Source organism: Mucilaginibacter sp. FW306-07-L, assembly GCF_058782065.1.
Genome location: NZ_JBYSXI010000001.1, coordinates 1,931,448 through 1,953,677 on the forward strand (window position 1 = coordinate 1,931,448; position 22,230 = coordinate 1,953,677).

The window sequence follows — 22,230 nt, forward strand, 5'->3', positions numbered from 1 at the left end:
TTATGCTCAAAAGCAAGTTTCAAAAACTCCCCCTTCAGGGGGAAGGGGGGCTAAAAGTTTTCCTCGACACTAAAGTTGCCCAATATAATCGTCCCGAGTTTATTGCACCTGACCCGGTGAGCATACCACATATGTTTACCAAGCAACAGGATATGGAGATAATGGGGTTTTGGGCGGCAACCCTGGCCTGGGGGCAAAGGGTAACCATTATTAAAAAATGCAAGGAGTTGATCAGCCTGATGGATGGCGCGCCGTATGATTTTATTATAAACCATGAGGAGCCTGACTTGAAAAAGCTGCTCAGCTTTAAGCACCGTACGTTTAACGATATAGATACGCTGTATTTTATAGCCTTTTTCAGGCAGCATTATGAACGTTTTGTTTCTCTTGAGGACGCTTTTATGCCCGCCGGTTCAACTGATTGGAATGCGGAAAAGGCTTTAAACCATTTTCGGTCATACTTTTTTTCATTACCTGATTACCCGCATCGTACTAAAAAACATGTGTCCTCACCCTTACAAAAATCAACTTGTAAGCGGCTGAACATGTTTTTGCGCTGGATGGTGCGTAAGGATGATTGTGGTGTTGATTTTGGCATCTGGAACCGTATTAAACCGGCAGACTTAATATGCCCTTGTGATTTACATGTAGACAGGGTAGCCCGCAAATTACTTCTTATTAACCGTAAGCAAACTGACTGGCAAACTGCTGTTGAGCTTACCGATAAATTAAAGGAATTTGATGCCGACGATCCGGTAAAATATGATTTCGCGCTTTTTGGATTAGGAATAGAGGAAAAATTTTAGAAACAGGCTTGTTAACAATCCAATTGATTGATATGAAGCTAAATAAGGATTTATAATGTGCAGTGTTAATAATTTACAATATTAACTTATTGTAAATAAGAGCCATTTTATGCATCTTTACATCGCAAATCCAATCGCAAACCTAATAATAAAGGCACATTTTCAATGTGTCTTTTATTTTAAAGAATAGCTAAATCGATCTATTGTAATAAAAGCACGTAAACAAAAAATGCCCGCATAAATGCAGGCATTTTTATAAGGTGTGTTATCAGAAATAAATATTATTCCCAGCCGGTACCTTTTTTGGCTGCACCGTTTTTAATGTGTTCTTCAGCCTTAGCCTTACCCAATATAGCGGCAAGTTTGTTACCGTCTTTATCTTTACCGGTTGCAATGTAACGGCCGGCTTTTATGTCGATTACCGGATCAACGATAGGAACGTTTTTGGTTTTGGTTTTTACTGAATAGGCTGTGATTGCGCCTTCGCTTTTTGTTGCCATAATTAGATTTAATTTGTTTTACTAAGTAAATGTCTATACTGACGTTATTTGTTAAAAACAAACATAACCCTTTGTATTAAACAAAAGAATAGTTTTTTACATTTTTATATTGTTTTTTATGCACAATACTTGTTTTTTAACATCATAACTAATTGTTGTTATCTTTCAACGCCTGAACGTGCAACTTTTATAGCTAAAAAGCGGTGCCTGCATTAAGTGCAAACACCGCTTTTTGGCTATAGAATATCAAATTATTTTTGAGGTGACATTCCGCCGGTTCCTGTGGTAGTACCTGTACCCATACCACTACCGGTACCTGTTGGTGAAGTTGTTGGCGTGGTCGGACTGGTTGTTGGCGAAGTAGTCGGACTGGTAGTTGGTGTTGTTGGACTGGTTGCCGGAGGCGTAGTCGGACTCGTCGGGTTGTTAGGCACCGGAGTCGGACTGGTTGAAGGTGTTGTGTTCGGCGTAGTTGTTGGTGCTGTAGGGTTAGCCGGGTTTACAGGGTTTGTATTCGGGCTGCCCGGGTTAGGGTTAGCCGGATTTACCGGGGTTGTTCCAGGAGTAGTTGTACTTGGCTTAACCTGTTTGTTAGTACCCTTTTTAGTTGTCGGTACAGTATCTTGCTGCATACCATCAACCTGGTAATAAGCTGTTGCAATACGGTTGTTATGGTTGTTCTGATCTGTCGTAACTTTTGCATAGCCAAACGCACATGTCGCGCTCACTGCCAATGCTATTAAACTTACTCTTTTCATAATATTATTTCTTTTAAATTATTTGTATTAACCCTTGCTATAATTGTGCCAAAAAACAATTAATGCCGAATTAAAAGTTATTAGCACATAAGAACATTTATCAGCGGTAATTTGTATCTCTACAAACTCAATACTATTCAAATGAATATTAAACCATTCCAAATTTTGGGCATCGCCGTTATATTCGCGGCCTGTAATTCAAACCCTAACACCAAAACAGCAGATAGTATAGCCGCTGACAGCGCGGCAAATGATACAACTGCGCAAACAACGGCAGCACCCGGCCATATATGCTTTTTACACACCGAAGGCACTAAGAAACAGGATAGCACCAAAATTCATTTAATGATTGATGGCAACAAAGTTACCGGTGATATGCAGTGGCTGCCCAAGGAAAAAGACGCTCGTAAAGGCACGCTGGAAGGCACACAGGACGGAAACGTTATTAAAGCCGTATGGACTTACATGCAGGAAGGAACTAAAGATACCATGGCCGTTGAGTTTAACTTCCCCGGCGATAAGCTAACGCAAAAACCATATAAAGTAAATGCCAAAAGCGGGCGCGAACAAACGGATTCTAAAGCTGATTACAGCGTTGTTTATGAAAAAGTTAACTGCGAATAACATACGCAGAGGTTAACTAAACAAGGTTTTACACTCGGTTAACATGGTTTTGTTAAACATAGCCTAACTTGCTTTGCCTGATGAAAGGCGTATAAATTAATATACACGATGGATTTGCAACTAAAAGGAAAAACCGCTTTGGTAAGCGGTTCAACACAAGGCATAGGTTATGCCATAGCAAAACGGTTACTTATTGAAGGTGCTTCAGTTATCATAAACGGCCGCAGCCGGCAGCGTATTGATGAGGCCATCATTAAACTAAAAAAGGAAGTTGAAGGTGCTGACGTAAAAGGCGTGGCGGCTGATTTTTCAAAAGTGGCTGAGGTTGATGCCTTGTTTAAAGAGATCGATGAGGTAGATATACTGGTTAATAACGCGGGCATTTTTGAGCCCAAGCCTTTTGAAGAAATAACAGATGATGAATGGATGCGGTTTTTCGAGGTAAATGTATTGAGCGGTGTAAGGCTTTCAAGGCATTACTTCCCTAAAATGCTAAAGAAAAACTGGGGACGTATCATCTTTATTTCCAGCGAGTCGGGTATTAATGTGGCGGAAGAGATGATTCACTACAGCACCACCAAAACCGCCCAACTCACTATAAGCCGTGGCCTGGCTGAACTAACCAAGGGCACCAATGTTACGGTAAATTCTGTTTTACCCGGACCAACAAAATCTGAAGGCGTAAGCGAGTTTGTTGGGCAGTTAGCGAAAGGCAAGGGGGTTACTTTTGAAGATGCTGAGCGCGACTTCTTTAAAACAGCCCGTCCGTCTTCAATAATACAACGCTTTGCCGATGTAGACGAGATAGCCAATTTGGTAGCCTACGTAGCAAGTCCGCTCTCTTCAGCCACTAATGGTACCGCTCTGCGTGCCGACGGGGGAGTAGCCAAACTGATTATATAACCGGAGAAATTCCTCTAAACAAAAAACGCCGTTTCCAAAATAGAAACGGCGTTTTTTATTATCTGTATTTACACAAGTACGATACCTGGGTAGCTGCTTTTATCTTGAATTGCCGGTTTGCTTCAATCTCAAAAGACTGACCGGCTGTGTAAGCCTGCCAACTTTCAACATTGCCGGGCAGCAAGGCATGCAGTTCGCCTTCTATTACCTGCATTGTTTCGTGCTGTGAGGTGCCAAACTCATATTCGCCCGGTTCAATAACCCCTATGGTTGATTTGCCTTCGGCTGATGTATAAGCCAGCGACTTAACTGAGCCCTCAAAATATTCGTTAATCTGTATCATATTATTTATATAAATTAAAGCCAATATGTAAATAATATATGATATGCCGTACAAGTGTTACTAAAATGGGCAATATGCCCCTTATTGCTTCAGCTTCGCTTTAAATATCTTTTCCAGTTTATCCATCTTAGGTTTAATTACTATGCGGCAGTATGGTTTTGAGCCATTCAGTTTATAGTAATTCTGGTGATAATCTTCAGCTTTATAAAAGTTTTTAAGCGGAGCGATTTGTGTAACTACCGGTTTACCAAACGCGTTTTGGTCGTTCAGTTCTTTCTTATATTTTTCGGCTAACACTTTTTGGTCGGCATTGCTGTAAAATATAACCGAGCGGTATTGTGTGCCCACATCCGCACCCTGGCGGTTAAGGCTAGTAGCATCATGCATTTTCCAGAAAACTTCAAGCAAATCCTTATAGCTGATAACGGCAGGGTCAAAGGTAACCTGGATCACCTCGGCATGGCCGGTTTCTCCAGAAGAAACATCTTCATAAGTCGGATTAGCCACCGTACCTCCCGAATAACCGGATTCAACTTTTTTTACGCCTTTTAATTGCTGAAATATAGCTTCGGTACACCAAAAGCAGCCCATACCAAAAGTGGCCTTTTCAGTTGTAGGCTTAGGTTTAGCGTTGGTAGTAACTGCGGTAAATAATACCACGATCACCGTTAGGGTATTTATAATTAACTTCTTCATCAAAATAAATTGTTTAACACATTTACGATGCGCCGGGCAATTTAGTTTACCGGTTTATGAGTATGACAAATGGCAGACACTTACTTAATATTCAACTGGGCGATCTGCCGCTTGTATTTAACAGGAAGCAGTAAACCTTTTGCTATTTCAGCCAGATTAATATGCTTGAGTTTTTTGTAAATCAACAATACAGGCTTGATCCACCATCTGTTGTTTAGCGAGAGCATCTGTTTAACAAGGGTTGGTACCAGCACATATTGCACACCCAGTACAAGCTGATAACGCAAAAAGCCAAGGTGCTTGCGGTATTGCTTATACAGATCAATGGTAAAGTTACTTTTAATGAGGTTTTGCTGCAGGTGCTGCTGCCTGGCAAGCAGCCATTCCGCATAACTATCCGGTAGTTGTTTCAGGCCCATGTGTTGCCCCATGCGATAGAAAACATCAAATACTTCCTGCTTTTCGCGGATATTTAGCGCTCTCTGCAGCAATTCATACGAACGGATGGAATAATCAATCAGCATAAAAAGCACATCGCGGTAAGCCCAATCAGGTATTTGCGCGCTACGGCTTTTTTCAACGCCCTGATGTATCGCGGTGATTTTACTGATGGCTTGCAGTGCCGCATCTTCATCAGCGAAAATTATGGAGCGGGAGTAGGCAACGGTTGAGAACAACCTGTCTAACGGATCAGCGGGCAACCGCCCGGTATAATATAACCAATCTACCGCCTTATTGAGTGCGAACTCGGCGGCGGCACCGGCAAAAATAAACAGTACGGTATCGGCATTGCCCCATATCTGGCGCACTATAGAATGTTTGGCTACAAATGTTTTTGTGCTCATAAAGCTGTATTTCTTGGTGATCTTAATAGTTCAATAATAATTATGGTTATAGCGCCCAGCGTGTAGGCCAGCATATCTATCCAGTTAAATGAGGAGCCTATAACCGTCATGGCCAGCTTTGAATGACCAAGACCGAGCCGTACCCCAAGATTAAGATACTGGCTAAACTCAACCAGATAAGCAAAAAGGAGCGAAGCCAGGGCCACCTTTACCGGCGGTTTGTTTACAAAAGCCATTGCCAGGCAATACACCAGCATAACCACCAGGTAATCGCCGCCATAGGGCCGAATGATGGCATCATGCATGTAAATGGCTATCAGGCATTCTATTGCAAACAGTAATAAGAATAGTAAGAAATAACCAATATTAAATTTCATATTAAAAAGTACTTTTAAATACAAAGTAAATAAAAATAATTATATCGGTCAACTTTTAATCACCATGCCTATTTGAAATACTGTTTATACTGATCGGGCAGCGCTTTAATGGATTTTATATAGATATCCTTGTAATAAACCTCGGCAGCTTCGCTCTGTATTTGCAGGCGGCCGGCGGTGAGGGGTTTGTAGGCATTACCATCTTTGTATGACGATCCGCTCAGGGCCATAACCACATGGCCATTGAGTATGTGTACGCTTTTATCGCCAAAGCATATCAGTTCAAGTGTGTTCCACTCGTTGTTCGGCTTTTCATAGTTATGGCTTTGCTGTACAAAATTATTACCGGCCCCCATAAAGGTTTTTACACCGGCAGGGTCATACACCATGGTATCTTTTTTAGCGGGTGTTTTCTTAGTGGTTATATAACCTGCGGAGGATGCAATGCACCAGTAATCGCCGCAGCCGCCTTCCATTACTTGCAATTCCTGTCCTAACATCCACGACCGCCAGTAATCAACCCCGGCCGGGCCATTAGAGTGATATATAATGCCCGAATCCTTCGGTTCATCTAACCGTGGTACCCACTTTTTATCGCCCCACTTCACCATCAGCTTTAAATGGTAGTTTTTAAATGATTGCTTTGTGTACAGGCAACCGTATATTTCACCGCTTACATGTAGTACCGGTTCGCGGCTGCTTTTATCAATAGTGAATACACCAGTTTTATCTTTATTGTAGCCTATCGGTTTAACCGGCTTGCCTTTCTCATCAAGCGGCATATCGCCTTTATAACCGTTTTTATGGCGATAGCTCAGGTAGGTTTCCCACTTGCTCAGTTTAGCATCCAGCAAGGGCACCCAGCCATTGTCAACAGTAAAAGAGGTGGAGAAAACAATTATCAGGGCGGTAAACAAATAGTAAGTATGCTTCATTATTTAAGGTTTATTGATGGCCTTAAATTAGCAGGATATAGCATAAGTATTTTACCAAAACATGGTGTTATATTAACAGTTCGGTTTTGTAAACTCCCATGCATGCACCGCGGTTCAAGCACAAACCGCGGGCATAGCATAGTAGTTATAGGTAGATGTATAAACTGCTATGTGAGGGTATTAGGTATTACCACGTTGTAAAGTTAGCACCGGTAGCAGGGTAAACCGCAAGTTCAAAAACCCATAACGCTTACTTTTTAAACGGGAATAAAAAGGGTGAAAACACCTATTGCAATCAACTAACGGGATTTTTGCCCGGCACTTGTTAATAAAAACCTTTTTTCCACAACCTGAATAAAGTCGGGGCAAGAGGCTAACTTTATCAGGTTAAAAACTGAGGTAATAGATTTGGCTAAAGCAATTACAAAAGAAACCCCGTTAATGCAGCAGTACAATGCCATAAAGGCTAAGTATCCGGGTGCGCTGCTGCTGTTTCGCGTGGGCGATTTTTACGAAACATTTGGCGAGGATGCTATAAAAGCCGCCGGTATACTGGGTATAGTGCTTACGAGGCGGGCTAATGGCGCGGCTACACATATTGAGTTGGCTGGTTTCCCGCACCACTCGCTCGAAACTTATTTGCCAAAACTGGTAAGGGCAGGGCAGCGTGTAGCTATTTGCGATCAGTTGGAAGACCCAAAAACCACCAAAACCATTGTTAAGCGCGGCGTTACCGAACTGGTTACACCGGGGGTTGCTATCAGCGACAACATCCTGCAGCAAAAAAGCAATAATTATTTAGCCTCCCTTTATTTTGAGAAAAACAGCATTGGCATAGCGCTTATCGATATATCTACCGGTGAGTTTTTAACGGCGCAGGGCAACAGCGGTTATATTGATAAGCTGCTGCAAAGTTTTTCGCCGAGCGAGGTGATCTACCCCAAGAGCCGCCAGCATGATTTTAAGGATATTTATGGCGACCGCTTTTATACCTACACGCTGGATGAATGGCCTTACAGCGGAGATTATGCTTATGAAACCCTGCTTAAACACTTCGGTGTACAATCGCTTAAAGGTTTTGGTATCGATAAACTGAACCTGGGTATAATAGCCGCCGGTGTAGCGCTGCATTATTTAAACGAAACTGAGCATCGTAACCTGCAGCATATATCGGCCATCAGCCGGATAGAGGAAGACCGCTACCTGTGGCTTGACCGCTTTAGCATTCGCAATCTTGAACTGGTCGGCTCGTCTAACGAAAATGCCCATACCTTGGTTGATGTGCTTGACAACACCTGCTCGCCCATGGGTGCCCGCTTGTTGCGCCGCTGGATAGTGATGCCGTTGAAGGAACTAAAACCTATCACCGACAGGCTGAATGTAGTAGAGCATTTGATCCAGCATGAAGAGCTGCGCGAAAACCTGCAACAGCATTTACGCCAGATAGGCGACCTGGAGCGTTTAATCTCAAAAATAAGTTTGCAAAAAGCTAATCCACGCGAAATATGCCAGCTTAAAAAGGCGTTGCAAGCTATTGGTGAGATCAAGAAGATAAGCGAAGCATCAGGCAGCCAGCCATTGCAAACCATTGGTGCACAGTTAAACCCCTGTGCCTATATATGCGAGAAGATTGACAAAGAACTTTACCCGGAGCCACCGGTAGCCTTGATAAAAGGCTCGGTAATTAACGAAGGTATTAACGAGGAACTTGACCGCCTGCGTAAGATAGCCTTTGGCGGCAAGGGCTATTTGCTGGAGATCCAAAAGCGTGAGGCCGAATTAACCGGCATACCCTCACTTAAAGTATCATTTAACAATGTATTTGGTTATTACCTGGAGGTAACCCATTCGCACCGGGATAAAGTACCTACCGAGTGGATACGTAAACAGACCCTGGTAAATGCCGAGCGTTACATTACGCCTGAACTAAAGGAATACGAAGAGCAGATTTTAGGTGCCGAAGAAAAGATTTTGGTGCTTGAAACTCAATTGTACAATGATCTGCTTTACTCGCTTGCCGAATACATCAAGCCCATACAATTAAACGCGCAACTGATCGCCCGTTTGGATGTGCTGCTCAACTTCGCACACATATCCATCAAAAACCATTATGCCAAGCCGGTAATGAATGATGGCCGATTGATAGACATCAAAGGCGGAAGGCACCCCGTTATCGAAAAAACATTGCCGTTGGGCGAATCATACATCACTAATGATGTTTACCTCGATTCGGATAACCAGCAGGTGATCATTATCACCGGGCCAAACATGGCGGGTAAGTCGGCATTGCTGCGGCAAACCGGGCTTATTGTGCTAATGGCGCAAATGGGCTGCTTTGTACCGGCTAAGGATGCCATTATAGGCTTGGTTGATAAGATATTCACGAGGGTAGGCGCATCGGATAATTTATCGTCCGGCGAATCAACCTTTATGGTGGAGATGAATGAAACGGCCAGCATCCTGAACAATATATCCGACCGTAGCCTGATCCTGCTGGACGAGATCGGCCGTGGTACTTCAACTTACGACGGTATTTCCATAGCCTGGGCTATTGCCGAGTACCTGCATAACCATCCATCGGCTAAGGCAAAAACCTTATTCGCGACACACTACCATGAGTTAAATGAACTGAGCAACTCGTTTAACCGCATCAAAAATTTCAATGTATCGGTAAAAGAGGTTGGTCAGCAGATCATATTCCTACGTAAGCTGGTACCCGGTGGCAGCGAGCACAGCTTTGGTATTCACGTAGCGAAACTGGCCGGTATGCCGCAAAAGGTACTGAGCCGCGCTAATGATATATTGAAAAAACTGGAAGCTGAACGGACCGGAGGTGAGCATATAAAGGAAAGTATACGCAAGGTGCAGAAACAGGCCGTGCAAATGCAAATGTTTTCTATAGACGACCCGGTTCTGGTAAAAATACGCGACACGCTGAATAACCTCGACGTAAACACACTCACCCCGGTGGAGGCATTGATGAAGCTGGATGAGATACAGCGGTTAATAAAAAGCTAATCAAACAAAAAGCTCCGATCACTCGGAGCTTTTGTTATGAGATACTTTGCTGATTTATACCAGTTCGGCTGTTTGTTGTTTTGTTGTTGCAGCCAGGGTTACACCGCTTAACTGATCGGCAAAGGCAATGAACGCTTTACTTTCAACAATACGAGATTGGTTAGCTATCAAATTTTGAAGATTTACCTTGCCGATAATATATTTAAAGCCATCGGATGTATAGCTTTCAAATATGTGCTCAAAATCCAATTCCTTAACCAGGCTTTCATCGTTATAACGCAGGTAAACAGTTAGCTTAATGTCATTGGTGAATTTTAAGCTGCCTTTTTCTTTGGCTTTTTTATATTCGTAATGATAGTCGTAACGCAAGGCGGCAACATCTGATAGTACGGCCGCGCCTGTTGGGTGGCCACCCGCGCCTTTACCAAAAAAGAATTGCTGATCGGCAAAGGCTGCCTGTACAATTACACCGTTATATTCATATTCTACATTATACAAAAATTCGCTTTCGGTTACCAGTTTGGGTAATACAAACAGGGCCACATGGCGGTCGTCCAATTCCTTAGCTACCGGAACCAGCTTTATCTTCAGGTTTTTTTCGCGGGTATATTGCAGGTCATTGGCTGATAGATTTTGAATACCAATGTTCAACACCTCTTCCGGCTTTACAATCACCCCATAGGCATGAGCGGCGGCTATCACCAGTTTAAACTTGGCATCATAACCACCCACATCCATAGTTGGGTCGGTTTCGGCAAAGCCGAGATCCTGCGCCTGCTTTAACGCGCTGTTATAATCCAAATTCTCCAGGTAGCCTTTGGATAAAATGTAGTTTGATGAACCGTTGAAAATACCGCAGATAGAGTGCAATAACTCGTTATCGTAATACTCTTCCAGGTTACGGATGATCGGGATACTGCCACACACCGCTCCCTCATATAATAATGAGGTACCGTATTCATGCTGTATAGCCAATAACTTATCCAGGTACATCGCGATCATTTTTTTACTGGCCGATACCACATTTTTACCTGATTTAAGGGCAGTAGATACGATCTCAAAAGCGGCATCTGTTTCGTTGATCAGTTCGATAACAGTATTTATTTCCGGGTTGTTCAGTATTTCATTCCTGTCGGTAGTAAATAATTCGGCAGGCAGGGTACGTTCTTTTTCCGGGTTTTTAATAGCGATCTTAACGATCTCCAGATTAAGGTTTTTTGTTTTAATGATATCATATAAACCTTGTCCAACTACTCCGAAACCAAACAATCCTATAGTAAGTTTTTTGCTCATTATGCTATTTGTTGCAATTCAATAATTTTTCCTTTAACGTCAGTTTTCAGGAATGATCTGATAATGTTAGTTAATACTTCTGTGTCAATTAAAAATCCGTCGTGCCCGTAAAACGAGTCGAACTCAGCAAATGCCGCTTTGGGGATATGCTGAAACAAATACCGTTGCTCATCAACCGGGAACAAAACATCTGACGTAATGCCGACAACCAGTGTTTTTGCTGTAATTAAGCTCAGGGCATTATTAACACTGGTACGGTTACGCCCTACGTTGTGCGAATCCATTACCTTACTCAAATACCAGTAGCTGTAAGCGTTATAGCGGTTAACCAGCTTTTGGCCCTGGTAATTTTGATAACTGGCTGCTTTAAAATTATCGGTCAGGTTATCGTTATCTTCCTGTTGGGTAATGTTGTAGGTTTTGTAACCCCGGTATGATAATAAGGCTATGCTGCGCGCGGCTTTAAGACCGTTAGCACCACCTTGCGGTGTGTTATCATAAAAGGTCGGGTCGGCGCTGATGGCCAGGCGCTGCGACTCATTAAAGGCGATGCCCCAGGCCGAATGTTTGGCATTAGTAGCGATCAGGATCAAATTCCTGATCTTTTCCGGCTCGGCAATAGCCCATTCCATGGCTTGCTGCCCGCCTAATGATCCACCTATTAAAACTTCAATATGGTTTATACCCAAATGTGCGGCTAACAGGCGGTGTGCTTTCACCATATCACGTATGGTAATTTCAGGGAAATCCAAGCAATAAGGCTGCCCGGTAACCGGGTTACTGCTTAGCGGATTTGTGGTACCATAAGGTGAACCTAAAATATTTGCGCATACAATAAAGTGCTCCTCCGGATTAAAAAAGTCTTTGGCGCCAAACAGTCCTTTCCACCAATCAAGCACATCCGAATTGGCCGTTAGCGCATGGCAAACCCAGATCACATTGTCGCGGGTTTGGTTCAGCTTGCCATAGGTGTTAAAACCTATTTCCAGCTCATGCAGTTCCTTGCCCGATTCAAGTGTAAATTTTTGTGTATGCCTATATATTTCAGTACTCATTAGTATGTATTAGGCTCCCGGTTTACACCGGGAGCATCATTATAAATTATTACAAAGGTTATCGCACCTGTTCAATTTTGGCTAATGCCTGTTCAAAATCAGCCTTGATATCATCAATATGCTCAATACCTACAGCTACACGCAGCAAACCGGGAGTAACACCCGCGGCAAGCTGTTCAGCGTCGCTTAATTGCTGATGCGTGGTTGCCGATGGTTGGATGATCAGGGTTTTGGCATCGCCCACGTTAGCCAGGTGGCTTACCAGTTGCAGGTTATCTATCAGGGCAGAGGCATTAGCCTTATCGCCTTTAACCTCAAAGGTTAATACCGCGCCAAAACCATTACGCAAGTATTTTTTTGCAAGATCATGGTAAGGGGATGATGTAAGGCCGGGGTAGTTTACCTTAGCCACTAACGGATGCTGCTCCAGCCATTTGGCTAACTCAAGCGTATTATCAACATGGCGCTGAACGCGTAACGACAAGGTTTCCAAACCCTGTATCAGCAACCATGAATTAAATGGCGATTGTGACGGGCCAAAGTCGCGCAGGCCTTCAACCCGCGCACGGATGATGTATTGGATATTGCCAAACGGGCCGCCGATGCCAAATACATCATTAAATACCAGGCCATGATAACCATCGGACGGTTGGGTAAACTGCGGAAATTTGCCATTGCCCCAGTTGTAATTACCGCCATCAACAATAACGCCGCCAATGCTGGTGCCGTGTCCGCCGATCCATTTGGTGGCTGATTGTACTACAATGTGCGCGCCATGCTCCAGCGGGCGAAAAAGGTAACCGGCAGCACCAAAAGTATTATCAACTATTAAAGGCAGATCGTGCTTGTTGGCAACGGCCGCTATCTTTTCAAAATCAGGAATGTTAAATTCAGGGTTACCGATGGTTTCCAGGTAGATGGCTTTGGTGCCCTCGTTAATCAAGGCTTCAATGCTTTCTGCCGAATCGTTTTTGGCAAAACGGGCTTCAATGCCCAGCCGTTTAAACGATACCTTGAACTGGTTGTAAGTACCGCCGTACAAATATGGTGAGGTTACAAAGTTATCACCGGCTTGAAGAATGTTATTCAACGCTAAAAACTGAGCTGCCTGGCCTGATGCAGTGGCTAAAGCCGCAACACCGCCCTCTAATGCCGCTACGCGTTTCTCAAACACGTCGGTAGTAGGGTTCATCAGGCGGGTATATATGTTACCGAATTCCTTTAGCGCGAATAAGTTTGCGCCATGCTCGGCATTGTTGAAAACGTATGAGGTAGTTTGGTACAGCGGTACGGCACGTGCGCCCGTAGTGGCATCAACTTCCTGACCGGCGTGTAATTGTAAAGTCTCAAATTTAAGGTTCGTAGCAGACATGATTTTTTGGGATTAATTTATAAAAGGTTAATGTTTTGTTTGTTTAGCAACAGGATATAAGTATCCCGTTCGGTTACACGCGTACATACAGAAGTGGTTAGCGTGTTAATTAGTGTGGCTTAGCAGCAACACATGCGCATACAGCAACAACGGTTTAAACCATATTGATTATACTGTACTACGTTTTCGAGAATGCTAAATAAACTTTTCATTTGTTTGTTAATTTATATTTCCCGGGGTTATTCTTCCGGGGCAGGAATTGGCACCTTCTTCAGTTGCTGAAGGGTTGCCAGCGGGTATTTGAGCCTGTTCTCTCGCCGCTTCTTTATAAACCAAACCTTTTTGAGGGGAATGATCTTAAATATTTGCTGCCAAATATTGTTGCAAATGTATGTTAAAGATATTTATAAATCCAAATTTTATTTGTTTTAAACGCTAAAAACATTCCAAAGCCTGGTCAAGATCAGCAAAGAGGTCATCAACATGCTCCAGCCCGACAGATACCCGAAGCAGGTTGCGCGGCGTTTTGGTATCAGGCCCTTCAATTAACGCCCGGTGTTCTATCAGGCTCTCTACACCACCCAAACTGGTGGCCTGGGTAAATAGTTTGAGGGCATTAATTACCTTACTTGTTTCCTGCTGGCCGCCTTTAACTAAAAATGACAGCATCCCACCATATAAGCTCATTTGTGCCGATGCCAGTTCGTGCTGCGGATGCGAGGCCAATCCGGGATATAATACTTGCTCCACCTTATCATGACCTTCCAGAAAATCCGCTATTTGCTGCGCGTTACTTACATGCCCACGTACACGATAGGGCAGTGTTTTTATACTCCTTACCAGATAATAGCAATCAGCAGGTGAGGGGATAGCGCCGCCCATTTCCTGTACCTGACGTATCTTTTGCCACCAGTCGCTTTTTTCAGATGTTATTAATGCGCCGCCCATTAGGTCACTGTGGCCGCCAAAGTATTTGGTGCTGGAGTGCATTACCAGGTCGGCACCCAGTGCAAGTGGTTGCTGGCAGATAGGAGTTGCGAAGGTATTGTCGCATACCACTTTTATACCCTTGGCATGAGCTATGCTAACCACTTTTTTTATATCAGAAAGTTTTAATAACGGGTTTGATGGGGTTTCTATCCAGATAACGCCTGTATTTGGTTTTATGTGTTGTTGGAGAACTGTTTCATCGTTCACATCAATAAAATCAAACTCTAAGATACCGGCGAAAAGGTTTTTAACTTGGTTGCGCAGGCCGTGGTACATATCATCAGGCAAAATAATGTGCGTGCCCGGTTGCAGTGATTGAAATACCGCCATGCCCGCCGCGTTTCCGGATGAAAAAGCCGCGGCATCAGCGCCGCCCTCAAGTTGTGCCAAAACATTCTCTAACGATGTCCGGTTAGGGTTTGATGAACGACTGTAAATGTGGCCTGAAAGGTATTCGCCCTGTTCATCCTTTATAAATGTGGTTGAAAGGGTAATAGGCTGTATAACCACGCCCGAAGATTTATCAGGGTGATTACCGGCATGTATGGCGATGGTTTCAATTTTCATAGCAATATTTGTAGCGTACGGCGGTAAATGTACGTATTGATAAAAAACCTGAATAATGAAAAATGTAATATTAATGGTTTTAATAGCGGTTTCTGTTTTTGCATGTAAAGCCACTCGTATAACTAAGGATGATAACGCCATTGATCCTGAAAGCCTTAGCGGGCAGTGGGACTGGAAAAGAACAACCGGTGGCTTTGCCGGCGTAACCACAACGCCCGAAACCGCCCGGTATATATTACATATTGAGTTTAAGAACGGCGAATTGCTGTTTTACAAGAATAATCAGATTACGCAGCAATACCGTTATACCATCAGTAAAGGCCAAACCATCTTTTCAACTGATCCGTTATATATCATCAATCCTGATACAGCGGCTAACGCACTGCCGCTTGTGATCACCAAAATGGTTAAGGATACCATCGTACTGGCTGATAATGTGAATGATGGCTTTTCATCAACCTATGTAAAAAGGAAAAATTAAGTTGCTGATAACTGTTAGATGTGGCAACGCCTATGTAAAAACAATGTCAATTACGGGTAGGTTTACGGAATAAGGTAGCGTTATGCCTGTAGTATTTATGCATTTTACTACCTTTGATAAACTTTTATTAAATGCATAACACAGATAGTTTACAGGTAATACTGAATGATCCAAACTTATCTGCTGATTTAAAAGACATTGCACAAAAGGTACTCAACCTGCAACGCATCAGCTTTGACGAGGGTGTGCTGTTATATGAAAAAGCTGAACTCGGCTATCTTGGCACTTTAGCAAATTATATACGCAACGCCAAACATGGCGACAAAACATATTTTAACCGTAACTTCCATATCGAACCCACTAACCTTTGTGTGTACGATTGTAAATTCTGCTCTTATTCGCGCCTGATAAAACAGCGTGGCGAAGGGTGGGAGTATACCATGGAAGAAATGCTCGACATCGTCAAGAAATATGATAACGAGCCCGTTACCGAGGTGCATATTGTAGGCGGCGTATTGCCGCAATATGATGTACCTTTTTATACCGAACTCTTTACCCGTATCAAACAACATCGCCCTGATCTGCATGTTAAGGCCTTAACGCCTGTTGAATACCATTATATATTCAAAAAGGCTAAAATTGATTACGCTACGGGTATGCAACTGATGAAGGAGGCCGGATTGGAATCAATGCCGGGTGGTGGTGCGGAGATATTTCATCCTGAGGTGCGTGACCTGATCGCTAAAGACAAATGTACCGGCGACCAGTGGCTACAGATACACGAGGAATGGCATAAGCTGGGTATGCGCTCAAACGCTACCATGCTGTACGGCCATATTGAAAAGTACTGGCACCGGGTTGACCACATGGAGCAGCTACGCCAATTGCAGGATATAACAGGAGGCTTCCAAACATTCATCCCGCTTAAATTCCGTAATCAGGATAACCAGATGTCAAACGTGCCAGAGTCGACCGTGTTAGAAGATCTGCGTAATTACGCCATAGCACGTATCTATTTGGACAACTTTGATCACATTAAGGCTTACTGGGCCATGATCAGCAGGAATACCGCACAGCTTTCCCTAAATTTTGGTGTGGATGATATTGATGGTACACTTGACGATACCACCAAAATATATTCCATGGCAGGCGCGGAAGAGCAGCACCCGGCCATGAGCACCAAGGAACTGGTTGAGTTGATTAAACAGGTTGGCCGTCACCCCATTGAACGTGACACTTTATACAACGTAGTTACCGATTTTAAAGACCATGTGTTTGCCGAAGAAGTTAAACCTAAGTTCTATAAACTTCCGGTGGTTAATTGAGGTAAAAGCGGTTATTTAAGCTAAAAGCATAAAGGTAAAAGCGGAAAGGTTAAGGGTAAAAGCGAAAAAGTAAAAGCTCAAAGCTGATTTACAAAAGAGTGTAAGCTTTATGCTTTGGACTTTAAGCTTTAAGCTAAAATCGCTTTTCGCTTTAAAAAAAGAATGATACAAAAAACACTATATATTGTACGCCATGGGCAAACCGACCTGAATAAACAGGGGATTGTGCAGGGGCGGGGGATGAACACTGATTTGAACAACGAAGGACGGGCGCAGGCCGCTTTGTTTTATGAGGCCTATAAACAAGTCCCGTTTGATAAGATCTATATTTCTGAATTAAAGCGTACGCAGCAAAGCATTCAAAAGTTTATTGACTTAGGTATTCCCTTTGAAAAGCTTGCCGGGCTTGATGAATTGGCTTGGGGCAGACTGGAAGGGCAACCCAGCACGCCCGAAAATAAAGCGGCATTTTTAGACCTGATGCGTAACTGGCTTGATGGTAACCTGGATGCCAAAATAGAAGGCGGCGAAAGCCCTAATGAGGTTAAGTTAAGGCAGCAGGAAGCTATAAAGGTGATCTTATCTTATCCTGAAGAAAAAAATGTTTTGGTATGTATGCACGGCCGCGCCATGAGGCTGCTGATGTGTTTGCTTACCGATCGGCCGCTTACGGAAATGGATACCTTTCCGCACCAAAACCTGGTGTTGTATAAGGTTACCTTTGACGGCCAAAAATTTGAGATTGTTGACTTTAATAATGCCCTGCACTTAAAGCAGGCCTGAGGTATTTGTGAAAAAGATTAGAATTTCGGCGGTTAGCTATACTAACACCACGCCCTTTATATACGGTATACAGCATACCGATTTCTTTAATAAAATTGATCTTAGTTTAGATATTCCGGCTGATTGCGCCCAAAAGCTGATTGACGACGAAGCGGATATTGGTTTAATACCCGTTGCCGCTACCTTAAATATGCCTGAGTGGCACATCGTGTCCGACTATTGTATTGGTGCCAATGGGGCAGTAGCTTCGGTATTTATATTCAGCAATTGCGAGATACATGATGTTAAACGCATACAGCTTGATCCTGAATCGCGCAGCTCAAATAACCTGGCGAGGGTGTTACTCAAAAACTTTTGGAAGGTTAGGCCTGAACTTATTGTTGACGCACAGGACTACAGCTTATCTATGGAAACTGATACCGCCTTTGTACAGATAGGCGACAGGACCTTTGGCAAAGCGGACAAGTATGCTTATGTATATGATTTAGCCGAGGAGTGGCAAAAATTTACCGGCTTGCCTTTCGTATTTGCCGCCTGGATATCAAACAAGCCCATACCAATTGATTTTATTCAGGATTTTAATGCTACCCTGAAATTTGGTTTAGACAGCAGGCCGGAACTGTTCAAGCAATTGCCTCATCGTAATGACTTTGATATTGAAGATTACCTGCTTAATAAAATTGATTATTCACTTACGGATAAGAAACGGGAAGCCCTGCACCTTTTTTTAAGCTATATTAAAGAGCTTCAAAATAAATAATTCACAAAATTTAAAACGCTTTTTCTTTTAAGCCAATTTTGAGCTGCTAAAACTGTTAACCTGGGCCGTGTTTGACATTTGACTGACTGGCTTATTGTACTTATTACACTATGGTATGGACTGAAATTTTATGATATTGTAAATTATACACTATCTAAGCTTTTAATTTTTAAAACATTTAAAATTAAAAGTATATTATTATTGATTTTTTATAAAAATTAAACATTATTTACATAATTCATATTTAAACCTGATATTTGTTGTGGATTTAAAATTTAACACAACAAGACAATGAAAAAGTTATTAGTTATACCAGCAATTATCGGTTTATTAGTTACAGGTGCTTTTGCAGCCGATAAAAAAGTAACAGCAGACGACGACAAAAACGCTAACGTATCATACGCTGTTATCAATCAATTCAAATCAGATTACAGCGGCGCTGAAAACGTTACCTGGACTGTAACTGAAAGCACTCAAAAAGCTGAGTTTACTTTAGAGGGCGTTAAAATGACGGCATTTTACAACCTGAACGGCGATTATATGGGTACTACCAAACAAGTTGCATACAAATCTATATCAGCACGTGCTCAAAAAGAGATCGCTTCACGTTATAAAGATTACACCATCGGTCAGGTAATTGAACTGAACACAGGTGATGGCGTTCAACACTTTGTTGACCTGAAGAATGAAAAGAGCGAGATATTAGTTCGTGTTGCTCCAACTTCAGCGGTTTACTACTTTCAACAAGTAAAATAATCTCAACACCAGAGACGACAACCCATTAACATATATAGCAAACAATAGCCTCCTGCAAAAGGGGGCTTTGTTGTTTTTATCCCTGCCTGATTGAGGTATCGTCAAAAAACAAAAGGCGTGAACTTACATCCACGCCTTTTGCTTTACATTAATTTGTAAGTATTATTCAGCTACTGACCTTAACATAAGCGCGCCTACAGTTACATTGGTACGGCTATCAATAATAATAGCGCCGCCATTGGCTTTGTTGGCTTGGTAAGCATCAAATGCCAGTGCATCAGCCGTTTTAATTATGATGCGGCCGATATCATTCAGCTTAAAATCTTCGTCGTATTGCTTTTCAAGCGTATTGATATTCATCTTGTACAGTACTTCGCTCACACGGCATTTTGTTACCTTGCTATTATGCTGTATAAGATAAGTATGTGTGGTGTCCAGCGGACGGGTATCCATCCAGCACAGGTCGGCTTCAATTAATTGCGCTACCTGCGGTTGCTCGGCACTGCTTACCAATAGGTCGCCTCGGCTTACATCAATATCATCAGCTAAGTGTATAGTAACAGACATGCCCGTACTGGCGTAAGCCGGCTCAGCATCTAATTGTTCAATCCTGGCAATTTTACTGGTAAAGCCTGATGGTAATACGGTTACCTCGTCATTCACCCTGAAAGTACCGCTTGCCACACGCCCGGCGTAACCGCGGTAATCATGCAGTTCATCAGTTTGCGGGCGAATAACCCATTGCACAGGCAGGCGTGCATGAGCGGCAGAATTGTCTATCTTAATATCAACATTCTCCAGGTAACTCAGTAAGCTTTCGCCTTTGTACCAGACCATATTGGTTGATTCATGAACAATATTATCACCCTTTAAAGCACTGACTGGTATAAACTTAACGTTGTTCAGTTCAACTTTTTTGGCAAGTGTCTTGTAATCGTCTACTATCTGATTATATGCCTCTTCATTGTAACCGAGCATATCCATCTTATTAACGCAAACCACCACCTGCGGTATACCTAATAAGGATACAATGAACGAGTGGCGTATAGTTTGCTCAATAACACCTTTACGCGCGTCGATCAGGATAATAGCTAACCCGGCGTTGCTTGCACCGGTAACCATGTTACGGGTATATTGTATATGGCCAGGCGCATCAGCTATGATGAATTTGCGTTTATCCGTATTAAAATACTTATATGCCACATCAATGGTAATGCCTTGTTCGCGCTCGGCTTTAAGGCCGTCGGTTAATATGGCCAGATCAATGGTGCCATCATCATTTTTACGGTTCGAGGCGTGCAGCGCTTCTAACTGATCGGCTAATATCGCTTCGCTATCATATAACAAGCGGCCTATAAGGGTACTTTTACCATCATCAACACTACCCGCGGTTATAAACTTTAAAATATCCATATTAAAAATAGCCCCCTTTCTTGCGGTCTTCCATGGCCGCTTCTGATACCTTGTCGTCCATACGTGCGCCACGCTCGCTTATTTTTGATTCGCTGATCTCGTTAATAATGTCATCGATCTGATAAGCATATGATTCAACAGCAGCAGTACAGGTCATGTCGCCCACGGTACGGAAACGTACGTTGCGGCGCTCTACCACATCATCTTTATCCATATTCAGGAAAGGAGAGGCGGCCATCAACTGGTCATTGCGGGTGATACAATCGCGCTCATGCGCGAAGTATATGGAAGGAAGTTCTATTTTTTCGCGACGGATATAGTTCCAAACATCAAGCTCGGTCCAGTTACTGATCGGGAATACCCTAACGTTTTCGCCTTTATGTATTTTACCATTGTATAGGTTCCATAACTCAGGTCGCTGGCGTTTTGGATCCCATTGGCCAAACTCATCACGTACCGAAAAGATACGTTCTTTAGCACGGGCTTTCTCCTCATCACGACGGGCACCGCCAATACAGGCATCAAACTGGTGTTTGGCTATAGTATCGAGCAGAGTAACGGTTTGTAAGGCGTTACGGCTGGCGTTTTTACCTTTTTGTTCGATAGCTTTACCCTCGTTAATTGAATCCTGCACGTGGCCTATGATCAATTTTTCGCCAAGGCGCTCGATCATTTTATCACGGTATTCAATAGTTTCAATAAAATTATGGCCGGTATCAATATGTACGAGCGGAAACGGAAATTTACCGGGACGGAAGGCTTTCTCAGCCAATCGAACTAGGGTGATAGAATCCTTTCCGCCCGAAAACAGCAGCGCGGGTTTTTCAAATTGCCCGGCCACCTCGCGCAGAATGTATATCGCTTCTGCTTCAAGCTCATCTAAGTAATCCAGGTGGTTGTTAGTACTCATTTGGTGGTTATATATTATTTTACAGCATGCAGGCCGCATTCCTTTTTTGACTGATCTTCCCACCACCAGCGTCCGGCGCGAAAATCTTCGCCTTCCATTACGGCCCGTGTGCAGGGCAGGCAGCCAATACTTGGAAAGCCTTTATCATGCAGTGTATTATACGGTACATTATATTGCTTGATGTATGCTTTAACATCATCAAGCGTCCAGCTATAAATCGGGTGGTATTTAATGATGTTGTTGCCTTCATCAAACTCCACGTTATCCATAAACTGGCGGTTGGCTGATTGATCGGCACGAATACCGGTTACCCAGCATTTGTTACCTGACAGCGCCCTTTGTAGTGGTTCAATTTTGCGTATGCCACAGCATTCCTTACGGTTTTCAACCGATTCGTAAAAGCTGTTGGGGCCTTTGGCGTTTACCATGGCTTCCAACCTTTCATGGTTAGGGTAGTAGGCATGTATAGGCTTGCCATACATCTCCATGGTGCGGTTCCATACATAATAAGTTTCCGGAAATAACCGGCCCGTTTCGAGCGTGAAAACCTTTATAGGCAAGTTGTTGGTAAAGATCATGTGGGTGATCACCTGGTCTTCCCAACCAAAGCTGGTTGAAAAAACAACCTCGCCCGGAAAATGCCCCGCTAAAAAACGCAAGGCCTCAACCGGTTTTAACCCTGCTATTTCTTGTTTTATATATTGAGTTAGCTCACTCATA

23 protein-coding genes and 1 riboswitch are annotated in these 22,230 nt (G+C 43.1%); of the genes, 9 read left to right on the forward strand and 14 right to left on the reverse strand.

Annotation, left to right across the window (positions count from 1 at the left end):
* The first annotated feature begins 2 nt into the window (after positions 1-2).
* The gene (locus AC3WJC_RS08465; RefSeq protein ID WP_492398645.1) at positions 3-806 is read left to right on the forward strand and encodes a TIGR02757 family protein; all 804 of its coding nucleotides are present in this window, start codon (positions 3-5) and stop codon (positions 804-806) included.
* A gap of 281 nt (positions 807-1,087) precedes the next feature.
* On the opposite strand, the gene AC3WJC_RS08470 is transcribed toward AC3WJC_RS08465, so the two are convergent.
* Both AC3WJC_RS08470 and AC3WJC_RS08475 read right to left on the reverse strand, forming a co-directional pair.
* A complete protein-coding gene (locus tag AC3WJC_RS08470) occupies positions 1,088-1,306 on the reverse strand; it encodes a hypothetical protein (protein WP_492398646.1) in 219 nt (72 codons plus the stop codon).
* Between the two features lie 251 nt (positions 1,307-1,557).
* Positions 1,558-2,064: a hypothetical protein gene (locus AC3WJC_RS08475; protein WP_492398647.1), complete on the reverse strand. Its 507-nt coding sequence runs from the start codon at positions 2,062-2,064 to the stop codon at positions 1,558-1,560.
* A 141-nt stretch (positions 2,065-2,205) separates the two neighbouring features.
* Between AC3WJC_RS08475 and AC3WJC_RS08480 the strand changes: the two genes are divergently transcribed.
* Both AC3WJC_RS08480 and AC3WJC_RS08485 read left to right on the forward strand, forming a co-directional pair.
* Entirely contained in the window at positions 2,206-2,688 is a 483-nt protein-coding gene (locus AC3WJC_RS08480) for a hypothetical protein (protein WP_492398648.1), read from the forward strand.
* A gap of 108 nt (positions 2,689-2,796) precedes the next feature.
* Positions 2,797-3,591: an SDR family NAD(P)-dependent oxidoreductase gene (locus AC3WJC_RS08485; protein WP_492398649.1), complete on the forward strand. Its 795-nt coding sequence runs from the start codon at positions 2,797-2,799 to the stop codon at positions 3,589-3,591.
* Positions 3,592-3,649: 58 nt separating this feature from the next.
* Here AC3WJC_RS08485 and ppnP read toward each other — a convergent pair whose 3' ends face one another.
* The 5 genes from ppnP to AC3WJC_RS08510 form a co-directional block, all read right to left on the reverse strand.
* Entirely contained in the window at positions 3,650-3,934 is a 285-nt protein-coding gene (ppnP, locus tag AC3WJC_RS08490) for a pyrimidine/purine nucleoside phosphorylase (protein WP_492398650.1), read from the reverse strand.
* An 81-nt stretch (positions 3,935-4,015) separates the two neighbouring features.
* Positions 4,016-4,630, reverse strand: a complete 615-nt coding sequence (msrA, locus tag AC3WJC_RS08495; protein WP_492398651.1) for a peptide-methionine (S)-S-oxide reductase MsrA — start codon at positions 4,628-4,630, stop codon at positions 4,016-4,018.
* A gap of 80 nt (positions 4,631-4,710) precedes the next feature.
* Positions 4,711-5,475, reverse strand: coding sequence for an oxygenase MpaB family protein (locus AC3WJC_RS08500; RefSeq protein ID WP_492398652.1), 765 nt, complete (start codon positions 5,473-5,475; stop codon positions 4,711-4,713).
* The gene (locus AC3WJC_RS08505; protein WP_492398653.1) at positions 5,472-5,852 is read right to left on the reverse strand and encodes a ribosomal maturation YjgA family protein; all 381 of its coding nucleotides are present in this window, start codon (positions 5,850-5,852) and stop codon (positions 5,472-5,474) included. The genes AC3WJC_RS08500 and AC3WJC_RS08505 overlap by 4 nt, the downstream gene beginning before the upstream one ends.
* A 68-nt stretch (positions 5,853-5,920) precedes the next feature.
* Positions 5,921-6,787 (reverse strand): 3-keto-disaccharide hydrolase, encoded by an 867-nt coding sequence (locus AC3WJC_RS08510; RefSeq protein ID WP_492398654.1) that lies wholly within the window; start codon positions 6,785-6,787, stop codon positions 5,921-5,923.
* A 441-nt stretch (positions 6,788-7,228) separates the two neighbouring features.
* Between AC3WJC_RS08510 and mutS the strand changes: the two genes are divergently transcribed.
* The gene (mutS, locus tag AC3WJC_RS08515) at positions 7,229-9,805 is read left to right on the forward strand and encodes a DNA mismatch repair protein MutS (RefSeq protein WP_492398655.1); all 2,577 of its coding nucleotides are present in this window, start codon (positions 7,229-7,231) and stop codon (positions 9,803-9,805) included.
* Between the two features lie 54 nt (positions 9,806-9,859).
* On the opposite strand, the gene AC3WJC_RS08520 is transcribed toward mutS, so the two are convergent.
* From AC3WJC_RS08520 to AC3WJC_RS08535, 4 genes are all read right to left on the reverse strand, one after another.
* Complete coding sequence (locus AC3WJC_RS08520; protein ID WP_492398656.1) at positions 9,860-11,098, reverse strand: homoserine dehydrogenase; 1,239 nt, start codon at positions 11,096-11,098, stop codon at positions 9,860-9,862.
* Positions 11,098-12,153 (reverse strand): homoserine O-acetyltransferase family protein, encoded by a 1,056-nt coding sequence (locus tag AC3WJC_RS08525; RefSeq protein WP_492398657.1) that lies wholly within the window; start codon positions 12,151-12,153, stop codon positions 11,098-11,100. Before AC3WJC_RS08525 ends, AC3WJC_RS08520 begins: the two co-directional genes overlap by 1 nt.
* 58 nt (positions 12,154-12,211) lie before the next feature.
* Complete coding sequence (locus AC3WJC_RS08530; RefSeq protein WP_492398658.1) at positions 12,212-13,525, reverse strand: O-acetylhomoserine aminocarboxypropyltransferase/cysteine synthase family protein; 1,314 nt, start codon at positions 13,523-13,525, stop codon at positions 12,212-12,214.
* 221 nt (positions 13,526-13,746) lie between these two features.
* Positions 13,747-13,859, reverse strand: a riboswitch (SAM riboswitch).
* A 101-nt stretch (positions 13,860-13,960) separates the two neighbouring features.
* Complete coding sequence (locus tag AC3WJC_RS08535) at positions 13,961-15,082, reverse strand: trans-sulfuration enzyme family protein (protein WP_492398659.1); 1,122 nt, start codon at positions 15,080-15,082, stop codon at positions 13,961-13,963.
* Positions 15,083-15,137: 55 nt separating this feature from the next.
* Between AC3WJC_RS08535 and AC3WJC_RS08540 the strand changes: the two genes are divergently transcribed.
* The 5 genes from AC3WJC_RS08540 (at position 15,138) to AC3WJC_RS08560 (ending at position 19,187) form a co-directional block, all read left to right on the forward strand.
* Positions 15,138-15,563, forward strand: coding sequence for a hypothetical protein (locus AC3WJC_RS08540; RefSeq protein WP_492398660.1), 426 nt, complete (start codon positions 15,138-15,140; stop codon positions 15,561-15,563).
* A gap of 131 nt (positions 15,564-15,694) precedes the next feature.
* Positions 15,695-16,888 (forward strand): aminofutalosine synthase MqnE, encoded by a 1,194-nt coding sequence (gene mqnE / locus AC3WJC_RS08545; protein ID WP_492398661.1) that lies wholly within the window; start codon positions 15,695-15,697, stop codon positions 16,886-16,888.
* A gap of 162 nt (positions 16,889-17,050) precedes the next feature.
* Positions 17,051-17,671 (forward strand): histidine phosphatase family protein, encoded by a 621-nt coding sequence (locus AC3WJC_RS08550; RefSeq protein WP_492398662.1) that lies wholly within the window; start codon positions 17,051-17,053, stop codon positions 17,669-17,671.
* A gap of 7 nt (positions 17,672-17,678) precedes the next feature.
* Positions 17,679-18,431: a menaquinone biosynthetic enzyme MqnA/MqnD family protein gene (locus AC3WJC_RS08555; RefSeq protein WP_492398663.1), complete on the forward strand. Its 753-nt coding sequence runs from the start codon at positions 17,679-17,681 to the stop codon at positions 18,429-18,431.
* Between the two features lie 291 nt (positions 18,432-18,722).
* Positions 18,723-19,187 (forward strand): hypothetical protein, encoded by a 465-nt coding sequence (locus AC3WJC_RS08560; protein WP_492398664.1) that lies wholly within the window; start codon positions 18,723-18,725, stop codon positions 19,185-19,187.
* A gap of 162 nt (positions 19,188-19,349) precedes the next feature.
* On the opposite strand, the gene AC3WJC_RS08565 is transcribed toward AC3WJC_RS08560, so the two are convergent.
* The 3 genes from AC3WJC_RS08565 to AC3WJC_RS08575 are packed head-to-tail and all read right to left on the reverse strand — an operon-like array spanning position 19,350 to position 22,229.
* Positions 19,350-20,600, reverse strand: a complete 1,251-nt coding sequence (locus tag AC3WJC_RS08565; RefSeq protein ID WP_492398665.1) for a sulfate adenylyltransferase subunit 1 — start codon at positions 20,598-20,600, stop codon at positions 19,350-19,352.
* Position 20,601: 1 nt separating this feature from the next.
* Positions 20,602-21,510 carry a sulfate adenylyltransferase subunit CysD gene (gene cysD / locus AC3WJC_RS08570; protein WP_492398666.1) on the reverse strand — a complete coding sequence of 303 codons (909 nt, stop codon included), beginning with the start codon at positions 21,508-21,510 and terminating at the stop codon, positions 20,602-20,604.
* A gap of 14 nt (positions 21,511-21,524) precedes the next feature.
* Positions 21,525-22,229 carry a phosphoadenylyl-sulfate reductase gene (locus AC3WJC_RS08575; protein WP_492398667.1) on the reverse strand — a complete coding sequence of 235 codons (705 nt, stop codon included), beginning with the start codon at positions 22,227-22,229 and terminating at the stop codon, positions 21,525-21,527.
* Between the last annotated feature and the right edge of the window lies 1 nt (position 22,230).

Coding starts and splice junctions, on each gene's coding strand:
- AC3WJC_RS08565 (WP_492398665.1), bottom strand. CDS start 20,600: ATGGATATTTTAAAGTTTATAACCGCGGGTAGTGTTGATGATGGTAAA.
- AC3WJC_RS08470 (WP_492398646.1), bottom strand. CDS start 1,306: ATGGCAACAAAAAGCGAAGGCGCAATCACAGCCTATTCAGTAAAAACC.
- AC3WJC_RS08575 (WP_492398667.1), bottom strand. CDS start 22,229: ATGAGTGAGCTAACTCAATATATAAAACAAGAAATAGCAGGGTTAAAA.
- AC3WJC_RS08535 (WP_492398659.1), bottom strand. CDS start 15,082: ATGAAAATTGAAACCATCGCCATACATGCCGGTAATCACCCTGATAAA.
- ppnP (WP_492398650.1), bottom strand. CDS start 3,934: ATGATACAGATTAACGAATATTTTGAGGGCTCAGTTAAGTCGCTGGCT.
- cysD (WP_492398666.1), bottom strand. CDS start 21,510: ATGAGTACTAACAACCACCTGGATTACTTAGATGAGCTTGAAGCAGAA.
- AC3WJC_RS08480 (WP_492398648.1), top strand. CDS start 2,206: ATGAATATTAAACCATTCCAAATTTTGGGCATCGCCGTTATATTCGCG.
- AC3WJC_RS08500 (WP_492398652.1), bottom strand. CDS start 5,475: ATGAGCACAAAAACATTTGTAGCCAAACATTCTATAGTGCGCCAGATA.
- AC3WJC_RS08510 (WP_492398654.1), bottom strand. CDS start 6,787: ATGAAGCATACTTACTATTTGTTTACCGCCCTGATAATTGTTTTCTCC.
- mqnE (WP_492398661.1), top strand. CDS start 15,695: ATGCATAACACAGATAGTTTACAGGTAATACTGAATGATCCAAACTTA.
- AC3WJC_RS08475 (WP_492398647.1), bottom strand. CDS start 2,064: ATGAAAAGAGTAAGTTTAATAGCATTGGCAGTGAGCGCGACATGTGCG.
- AC3WJC_RS08560 (WP_492398664.1), top strand. CDS start 18,723: ATGAAAAAGTTATTAGTTATACCAGCAATTATCGGTTTATTAGTTACA.
- AC3WJC_RS08525 (WP_492398657.1), bottom strand. CDS start 12,153: ATGAGTACTGAAATATATAGGCATACACAAAAATTTACACTTGAATCG.
- AC3WJC_RS08530 (WP_492398658.1), bottom strand. CDS start 13,525: ATGTCTGCTACGAACCTTAAATTTGAGACTTTACAATTACACGCCGGT.
- mutS (WP_492398655.1), top strand. CDS start 7,229: ATGCAGCAGTACAATGCCATAAAGGCTAAGTATCCGGGTGCGCTGCTG.
- AC3WJC_RS08540 (WP_492398660.1), top strand. CDS start 15,138: ATGAAAAATGTAATATTAATGGTTTTAATAGCGGTTTCTGTTTTTGCA.
- AC3WJC_RS08465 (WP_492398645.1), top strand. CDS start 3: ATGCTCAAAAGCAAGTTTCAAAAACTCCCCCTTCAGGGGGAAGGGGGG.
- AC3WJC_RS08485 (WP_492398649.1), top strand. CDS start 2,797: ATGGATTTGCAACTAAAAGGAAAAACCGCTTTGGTAAGCGGTTCAACA.
- AC3WJC_RS08505 (WP_492398653.1), bottom strand. CDS start 5,852: ATGAAATTTAATATTGGTTATTTCTTACTATTCTTATTACTGTTTGCA.
- AC3WJC_RS08550 (WP_492398662.1), top strand. CDS start 17,051: ATGATACAAAAAACACTATATATTGTACGCCATGGGCAAACCGACCTG.
- msrA (WP_492398651.1), bottom strand. CDS start 4,630: ATGAAGAAGTTAATTATAAATACCCTAACGGTGATCGTGGTATTATTT.
- AC3WJC_RS08520 (WP_492398656.1), bottom strand. CDS start 11,098: ATGAGCAAAAAACTTACTATAGGATTGTTTGGTTTCGGAGTAGTTGGA.